This is a genomic window from Microbacterium sp. UBA837 (genome assembly GCF_002296025.1).
GTDB lineage: Bacteria > Actinomycetota > Actinomycetes > Actinomycetales > Microbacteriaceae > Microbacterium.
The window spans coordinates 1-8,155 of sequence record NZ_DBHD01000220.1; the positions used below are offsets into that span (position 1 = coordinate 1).

General features: G+C 67.6%; 7 protein-coding genes and 1 pseudogene. 6 read left to right on the top strand and 2 right to left on the bottom strand.

All coding sequences use genetic code 11. From position 1 onward, the window contains the following. A partial coding sequence (locus tag B3587_RS15755; RefSeq protein ID WP_292730435.1) for a DUF3054 domain-containing protein occupies positions 1-212 on the bottom strand: 212 nt, incomplete at its 3' end. Positions 213-260: 48 nt separating this feature from the next. Between B3587_RS15755 and B3587_RS15760 the strand changes: the two genes are divergently transcribed. From B3587_RS15760 to B3587_RS15775, 4 genes are all read left to right on the top strand, one after another. Beyond that, complete coding sequence (locus B3587_RS15760) at positions 261-1,196, top strand: rhodanese-related sulfurtransferase (RefSeq protein ID WP_292730437.1); 936 nt, start codon at positions 261-263, stop codon at positions 1,194-1,196. Positions 1,197-1,330: 134 nt separating this feature from the next. After that, a complete protein-coding gene (locus B3587_RS15765) occupies positions 1,331-1,534 on the top strand; it encodes a cold-shock protein (protein WP_228178646.1) in 204 nt (67 codons plus the stop codon). Positions 1,535-1,963: 429 nt separating this feature from the next. Beyond that, a complete protein-coding gene (locus B3587_RS15770; protein WP_292730441.1) occupies positions 1,964-3,058 on the top strand; it encodes a fatty acid desaturase family protein in 1,095 nt (364 codons plus the stop codon). A 257-nt stretch (positions 3,059-3,315) separates the two neighbouring features. Beyond that, positions 3,316-4,815 carry a DEAD/DEAH box helicase gene (locus B3587_RS15775; RefSeq protein ID WP_292730444.1) on the top strand — a complete coding sequence of 500 codons (1,500 nt, stop codon included), beginning with the start codon at positions 3,316-3,318 and terminating at the stop codon, positions 4,813-4,815. 133 nt (positions 4,816-4,948) lie between these two features. Here B3587_RS15775 and B3587_RS15780 read toward each other — a convergent pair whose 3' ends face one another. After that, positions 4,949-5,896: an aldo/keto reductase gene (locus B3587_RS15780; protein WP_292730447.1), complete on the bottom strand. Its 948-nt coding sequence runs from the start codon at positions 5,894-5,896 to the stop codon at positions 4,949-4,951. A 132-nt stretch (positions 5,897-6,028) separates the two neighbouring features. Here B3587_RS15780 and B3587_RS15785 point away from each other — a divergent pair, with 132 nt between their 5' ends. Further along, positions 6,029-7,594: a carbohydrate-binding protein gene (locus B3587_RS15785; protein ID WP_292730450.1), complete on the top strand. Its 1,566-nt coding sequence runs from the start codon at positions 6,029-6,031 to the stop codon at positions 7,592-7,594. A gap of 76 nt (positions 7,595-7,670) precedes the next feature. Next, a pseudogene (locus B3587_RS15790) lies at positions 7,671-8,155 on the top strand (glucose-6-phosphate isomerase); the annotation flags it as partial.

Below are 8,155 nucleotides of genomic sequence, written 5' to 3' on the forward strand. Positions count from 1 at the left end.
GTGAGCCATCCGACCAGAAGAGCGACAAGGAAGGGCCAGGTCGTCTGTGCCAGGCCGAGTCCGTCGGGACCGACGACCTCTTCGCCGTGACTCGCCCGCCCGATCGCGGCGAAGATGACGACGAACGCGATGTCGACGACAAGGGCGATCGCGACCGTGCGCGGAGCCGGCAGTGCGGGGGAGGGGCGGTTCGGTTCGGGGTCTGCGCTCATGCCTCCAGTGTGCCCGGGTGGGCCGGGTCGCCGAGCTAACCTTGTGCGGTGGCACTGTCGAAGATCCTGCTCTACTACCGGTTCACGCCGATCACCGACCCGAACGCGGTCCGGCTGTGGCAGCGTGACCTGTGCGAGCTTCTCGGGCTGCGCGGCCGCATCCTGATCTCGAAGGACGGGATCAACGCCACTGTCGGCGGCGAGCTCGGCGCGATGAAGACCTACTGGCGCAAGACGCGCGAGTACCCCGGCTTCGGTGACATCGACTTCAAGTGGTCGGAGGGAAGCGGCCTCGACTCCGACGGGCGGATCGTCGACTTCCCGCGCCTGTCGGTGAAAGTGCGCGATGAGATCGTGAGTTTCGGCGCCCCCGGCGAGCTGCGTGTGGACCCGACCGGTGTCGTCGGCGGCGGCACCCACCTGTCGCCTGGTGCCGTGCACAAGCTCGTCCAGGAGCGCGGCGATGACGTCGTCTTCTTCGACGGCCGCAACGCCTTCGAAGCCGAGATCGGGCGTTTCAAGAACGCCGTCGTGCCGGATGTCGCCACGACGCGCGATTTCGTCGCGGAACTGGAGTCGGGCCGATACGACCACCTCAAGAACAAGCCCGTCGTCACGTACTGCACGGGCGGCATCCGCTGTGAGGTGCTCTCCAGCCTCATGGTCTCGCGCGGGTTCTCGGAGGTGTACCAGATGGATGGCGGAATTGTCCGGTACGGCGAGAGCTTCGGCAACACCGGGCTGTGGGAGGGTGCGCTCTACGTCTTCGACGGGCGTGAGTCGATCACTTTCGGGACCGACGCCGCGACGATCGGGGCATGCGTCACGTGCGGTGCGGCGACCTCGCGCATGGTCAATTGTGCCGAGGGGGACTGCCGGGTGCGCGTCGCGCACTGCGAGGAATGCACGGATGCCGCATCCGCCCTGTGCTCCCGCCACGCCGGCGTCATGCGGCCGGCTGGGGCGGTGGCCGACCGTAACTGATCGCGGAACACTTCGTCACGAGATCACAACATCCTTATGCCGTCGGCGTCCGGTGCCGTAGTGTGAGTCCCGCGTCGGCCACCGACGTGCGGGTCGCGCACTGCGATCCGGAGGTTTACGAAGGAAAAGACGATATGGCCACCGGCACCGTCAAATGGTTCAACTCCGAGAAGGGATTCGGTTTCATCGCTCCCGATGACGGTTCCGCCGACGTGTTCGCGCACTTCAGCGCGATCGCCGGCAGCGGCTACCGCAGCCTGGAGGAAGCGCAGAAGGTCGAGTTCGACACCGAGCAGGGCCCCAAGGGTCTGCAGGCTGCGAACATCCGCGCACTCTGACACAATCCCCTCGAACGCGCCGCTCCGATGTCGGAGTCGGCGCGTTCGTCGTTTCCGCGGAGCATCCGTCTCCGCGGAGCATCCGTTTCCGCGGAGCATCCGTCTCGCCGAAGCATCCGTCTGAGGACACCTCCCGGACGTAGGAACTCTCTCGGAGGTAGGGAGAATCTGCGCGGGATCGTCCTACGCCGGGCATTTCTCCGGCGCCCGTGCGTGGTGAACGGCCACCCATGCTGTCCCGAGCGCCTCGAGGCTGACGATGTCGTGTGAACAAGCGAGTATTCGGATGCCGACATATCGCTCTCCGTAGTGTGGGTACAGCGAACGGCAACTGCCCTTGGCATCCATCCCGCGGCGCGCACGATGTGCGGCGCACGAGCGAAGTCAGGTGCCGTTGTGCCGTCATCCTCTGTATCTTCCCGTCCCCCCGTGGACGAGTCGGCCCGACTCGGGCCGGTTCGCCAGACCTACTCTGGGACCGCTGAGTTCCCGCCGGTGGCCCGTGCCTACACGCAGGTGTCGCAGGTGGTCCGTGAACTCGGCTTGCTCCGGCGCACGCCGTGGTTCTATGCGGCAGTTGGCGCCGCGATCGCCGCGGGCTTCGGCGGCGCGATCACCGGATTCATCGTTCTGGGCGACAGCTGGCTTCAGCTTCTGATGGCTGCCGCGTTCGGCATCCTGTTCACTCAGGTCGCGTTCCTCGCCCACGAGGCAGCGCACCGCCAGATCCTCTCCAGCGGGCCCGCCAACGACCGGCTCGCTCGAGTGCTCGGCGGCATCGTCGGCATGAGCTACTCGTGGTGGGACTCCAAGCACTCGCGCCACCACGCCAACCCGAACCGTGTCGGCAAGGACCCCGACATCGAGGTCGACACGATCTCCTTCCTCGAGACTGACGCCGCAGCATCCCGCGGTCTCGTGCGCGTGGTCACGCGCAAGCAGGGGTGGCTGTTCTTTCCGCTCCTGACGCTGGAGGGGCTGAATCTCTACGCGCTGAGCTTCCGTCACCTGCTCTCACGGGGGCCGGTCAAGGGCCGGTGGACCGAGCTCGGCATCCTGAGCTTGCGTTTTGGCGTCGTGCTGGTGCCGATCTTCCTGCTCCTGCCGCTGGGCATGGCCTTCGCCTTCTTCGGTGTGATGGTCGCCGTGTTCGGTGTGTACATGGGTGCCTCGTTCGCACCGAACCACAAGGGGATGCCGATCATCGCGCCCGACGCGAAGCTCGACTTCTTCTCGAAGCAGGTGCGAACCTCACGCAATGTCGCCGGCGGATGGTGGGCTACCTGGCTCATGGGTGGCCTGAACTACCAGGTCGAACACCACCTGTTCCCGAGCATGTCGCGCCTGCACCTGGCACAAGCTCGCGAGGTCGTGCGCGACTATTGCGAGACCCACGACGTGCCCTATACCGAGACCTCGCTCTGGCGTTCGTACGCGATCGTCATCGACTACCTCAACCGTGTGGGACTGGCAGCCCGCGGCCCGTTCGACTGCCCCATGGTCTCGGAGTACCGGAGGGTCTGAGCCTTCCGGCCCCGGGGTGCGGGGGCGCGGCCCGACCGCAGCGCCCAGGTATCACTGGTAGGGTCGTTCACGGCGGATGTCGTTCTCGATCTCTGCCGGCGTCGTCGATACGCATCCCGGCCTGACGGTCCGGCTCTCTTCTCGAACGGCGAAACGATGCGCGAACCCGCGCCGTCGCCACTCCTCCGCTCACCACAGCCCTTCCCTGCTTCGTGCGGGTCGTGCAGCTGTGCGCGGACAATCACGAAAGCACCTCCATGACGACTTTCCTCGACCTCGGCGTGCCCGCAGTGCTCGCCGACATTCTCAGCTCCTCGGGCAAGACCGAGGCCTTCCCCATCCAGCGGGACACGCTTCCCGACTCTCTCGCCGGGCGGGACGTGCTCGGCCGCGGCCGCACCGGCAGCGGTAAGACGATCGCGTTCGCGCTGCCGCTGGTGGCGCGCATCGCGGCGTCCGCGACCCCGCTAACCTCCGGGCGTCCGCGGGGTCTGGTGCTGGCCCCCACGCGGGAGCTCGCAACACAGATCGCCGCGACCATCGAGCCGCTGGCAAACGCCGTGGGCCTGCGGGTCACGACGATCTTCGGCGGCGTCAGCCAGCGCCCGCAGGAGCAGGCGCTGCGCGCGGGCGTCGACATCGTCGTAGCGTGCCCCGGGCGCCTCGAAGACCTGATGAAGCAGCAGATCGTGCGCCTTGACCGCGTCGAAGTCAGCGTGCTCGACGAGGCAGACCACATGGCCGACCTCGGCTTCCTCCCGGGCGTCACGCGGATCCTCGCCGCGACGCCGGCCGACGGTCAGCGCCTCCTGTTCAGCGCGACTCTCGACGGCGGCATCGATGTGCTCGCTCGCCGGTTCTTGTCCTCGCCGGTGAGCCACGAGGTCGACGAGTCGAGCGTCCCCGCGGGGGAGATGACCCACCGCGTGTTCTTGATCCCCGGAACTGAAGAGAAGACCGCGCTCATCCGCGAGCTCGCCTCGGGTCAGGGACGTCGCATCCTGTTCACGCGCACCAAGCACCAGGCCAAGAAGCTGGCCAAACAGCTCACCGCGGCAGGCATCCCCGCCGTCGACCTGCACGGAAACCTCTCGCAGAACGCGCGGGACCGGAACCTCGCCGCGTTCTCCGCGTCTCCCGAGAACGACGGCGTCCGGGTGCTGGTAGCGACGGACGTCGCAGCCCGCGGCGTGCACGTCGACCAGGTCGAGCTCGTCGTCCACGTGGATCCTCCCGTCGAGCACAAGGCGTACCTGCACCGGTCGGGTCGCACGGCACGCGCGGGTGCCGAGGGGACCGTCGTCACGGTCGGCCTCGAGGCTCAGCGCCGCGAGATCGCCCAGCTGCTCAAGAAGGCGGGTATCCAGGTCGACGCCGAGTCGGTGAAGGCATCGTCGGCAGCCGTCGACGAACTGGTCGGACCGCGCGCCGCTCACCGGATGCTGCCTGTGACCGCCCCCGCCGCGTCGACGCCTCGTGCCCGCTCTGGTGGGTCGGGCGGCGCTGTCCAGCGCTCTGGCGGCGGTGGACAGCGCTCCGGCGGCGGACAGCGCAGCGGCTCGGGTCGTGGCGCTCAGCCGGGACGCTCCGCGAAGCCCGGACACACGGCCAAGCCCACCCACGCCCACAATCCGCGTCACGCTGCCGACCAGGGGTCCGCGGCGGAGCGCAACCCGCAGCGGGCCGACGGTGCGCCCGCCCGACGTCGCCGCGGCTCGCGTGGTCGCGGCGCCGGCCAGCGTCCTGCCGCGCAGTAAGCGCCGGGGCGCCTGCTCAGGGATCAGGTCTGACACGAGGGGTCCGACACGCCGCACACGCACAGCGTGATACGGCGTGTTGCGACCCCTCGCGCTTGACGCAGGGTCAGCAGAAGAGCGGCGCCGGAGCGCCTCAGATGTCGCTCGGCGTCCACTCCGAGACGACGCTCAGCTCTTCGAGCTCATCGTGGGTGAGCTCCAGCGTCGCGCTCGCCAGCAGATCCGCGACGTGCTCGACGCGCGACGCGCTGGCGATCGGAGCGACAACGTGCGGCTGCTCGCGCAACCAGGCCAGCGACACCGCGGCCATCGTGCTCGCGTGGGACGCGGCGATCCGCTCCACGACCTGCAGCACCTGAAGTCCCTGCGCGGTCGCATATTTCGCTGCACCCTTGGCCCGCGGCGATGCGCCACCGTCGGCATCCGGTGACCGGTACTTGCCGGTCAAGAACCCGCTGGCGAGGGCGTAGTACGGCAGGATGCCGAGGTCGAACTCCTCAGCGATCGGGGCGATCTCGCCCTCGACCTCGTTGCGGTGCACGAGGTTGTAGTGAGGCTGCAGCGCGACAGGCTGAGCAACGCCCAGATCGGCGGCGGTCAGCATCCATTCGCGCATGCGATCAGGCGTGAAGTTCGACAGGCCGATCGTGCGGACAAGGCCATCGTCGACGAGTTTTCCGAAAGCTGACACTGCTTCGGCCAGTGGAACCTCGGGGTCGTCATAGTGTGCGTAGTACAGGTCGATGGTCTCGACGCCCAGACGCTGCAGCGACGCTTCGGCGGCGCCGCGGATGTTCTTCAGGCCCGGGAAGTCGGGGTGACGGCTGACCTTGGTTGCGATGGTCAGCTCTGCGGACGGACGGGCAGCGAGCCAGGCTCCGATGATTCTCTCGCTGTCGCCTCCGGTGTTACCCGGAGCCCACGCGCTGTATCCATCGGCTGTGTCTACGAAGTCGCCGCCGCCCTCGGTGAACGCGTCGAGAATCGCGAAGCTCTCGTCTCGGTCGGCGGTCCAGCCGAACACATTGCCACCGAGGCAGAGCGGGAAGACGTCGAGGTCGCGGGTTCCGATGCGGGTCATGACTCCATCCTGGCACCGCCCCGAAACATGAGGACTTTCTCACCGTGTCATCGAGGTGACGACACTGCGTCATCGCTAGCGTGTGGCTCGCGACGCCCACCCCGAATCAGCGTCTGCACCCGAGAGGACACCATGATCGTTCGCTTCGCCCGTCCTGGCCTTGCCGTTCTCGCCCTACTGGGGCTCCTTGCTGGCATGCTGCTGTCCATCGTGCCTGCAGCGCGATCGGATGCCGCCTCCTGTGCTCCGGCGTGGTCGTCGGGAGAGACGTACGTCGGGGGAGACACGGCCAGCAAGGACGGCACCCAGTACAGGGCTAACTGGTGGACCAGAGGCGACGATCCCGTCACGAACAACGGCGTGACCGGTACCGGCCAGCCGTGGACCTCGATCGGTGCGTGCGGTGCGGCCACTCCCGCGCCCACGCCGACATCCGCACCGACAGCTTCGCCGACGCCGACGGGTGCGTGCGCCGTTGCGGCCTGGAGCGCGGGATCGACCTACGTCGCCGGCAATACTGCCACTCAAGGCGGCATCCTGTACCGAGCAAACTGGTGGTCGCGCGGCGATGATCCGGCGACCCACAACGGCGTCAGCGGGACTGGCCAGCCCTGGACCGCGCAGGGTCCGTGCGGCACCCCGAGCGCCTCGCCGACGCCGACCGCAACACCGACCGCCCCGCCGAGCCCGACACCGACCTCTACTCCGTCGCCCACACCGACACCGACCGGTACGCCCGGCGTCGCACCCGACTTCGTTTTCAGTCCCTACAAGGACGTCACGGTCGGCATGAACTGGAACACCTCGGCAATGGGAACGGCTGTGGGTGGCTCCTCCCAGCCGCTCGTCGGTGCGAGCGGGCTGCTGGGCAGCGACGCGACCGACCTGGATGCCGTCACGCTGGCTTTCGCGACCGGAACCTGCGGAAGCGAGAACTGGGGCGGCGTTGCTGCCCAGGCTTTCGCCGATGCGAACATTCCCGCTCTGGCAGCGGCTGGCATCGACTACGTCGTCTCCACGGGCGGAGCGGCGGGGGCGTTCCACTGTTCATCGGCCGCTGGGATGACCTCGTTCATCGAGCGGTACGCATCCGATCATCTCATCGGTGTCGACTTCGACATCGAGTCCGGGCAGTCGGCGTCCGACATCCGCGATCTTGTCGCGGCCGCGGCCGGCGTTCAGGACAGCTATCCGCAGTTGCGGTTCTCGTTCACGCTCGCGACTCTCGCGGCAAGCGATGGCAGCTACGGCGGATTGAACGCGACGGGCGCGACAACAGTCCGGGCAATTCAGGCTTCGAACCTTCGCAATTACACCGTGAACCTGATGGTGATGGACTACGGCGCCGCGGGGCCGGGGGTGTGTGTGGTCAGCGGCGGGATATGTGACATGGGCGCCTCGGCGATCCAGGCGGCGACGAACCTGCAGCACTCGTTTGGAGTTCCGACAGACAAGATCGAGCTCACGCCGATGATCGGCATGAACGACGTGCGCGATGAGATCTTCACACTCGCCGATGTGCAGACCGTCGCCGCGTATGCACAGTCCCAAGGGCTTGCCGGCATCCACTTCTGGTCCCTCGATCGCGACGTGCCCTGTTCGCCGCCGACCCCGTGGGTCTCGATCACCTGCAACTCGGTGGCCAGTGGCACCTCATCGCTGTCGTACACGAACGGATTCCTGGACGCGATCGGGTGACGGATGCGTGGCGAGGAGCTATCTGTCACGGCTGGCGCTCCTGACTCCGGCGGCTCTGTTCGGTAGCGTGTGAACGGTGAACGCACCCGTCGATCCGACAACCACGCCCGCCTGGTCCGCCCTCACCGATGCCGCATCCGGATTCGCCCCGGATCTGCGCGCCTGGTTCGACACCGACCCCGGTCGCGTCGAACGCCTGAGCCACCCTCTCGCCGACCTGCACGTCGACCTGTCGAAGAACCTCGTCACCGATGAGATCCTCGCCTCGCTCGTGCGGCTGGCCGAGCAGACCGGCGTTGCCGAGCGGTTCGCCCAGATGCTTGCCGGCGTGCACCTGAACACCTCTGAGGACCGCGCGGTGCTGCACACGGCGCTGCGCCGCCCGGCAGGTGAGACCCCCGCGCTCGTCGTCGATGGTCAGGATGTCGATACCGACGTGCACGCGGTTCTCGACGCGATGGATGCCTTCGCCAACCGCGTGCGGTCGGGGGAGTGGGTCGGTGTGACCGGCAAGAAGGTCACGCACGTCGTCAACATCGGCATCGGCGGCTCCGACCTCGG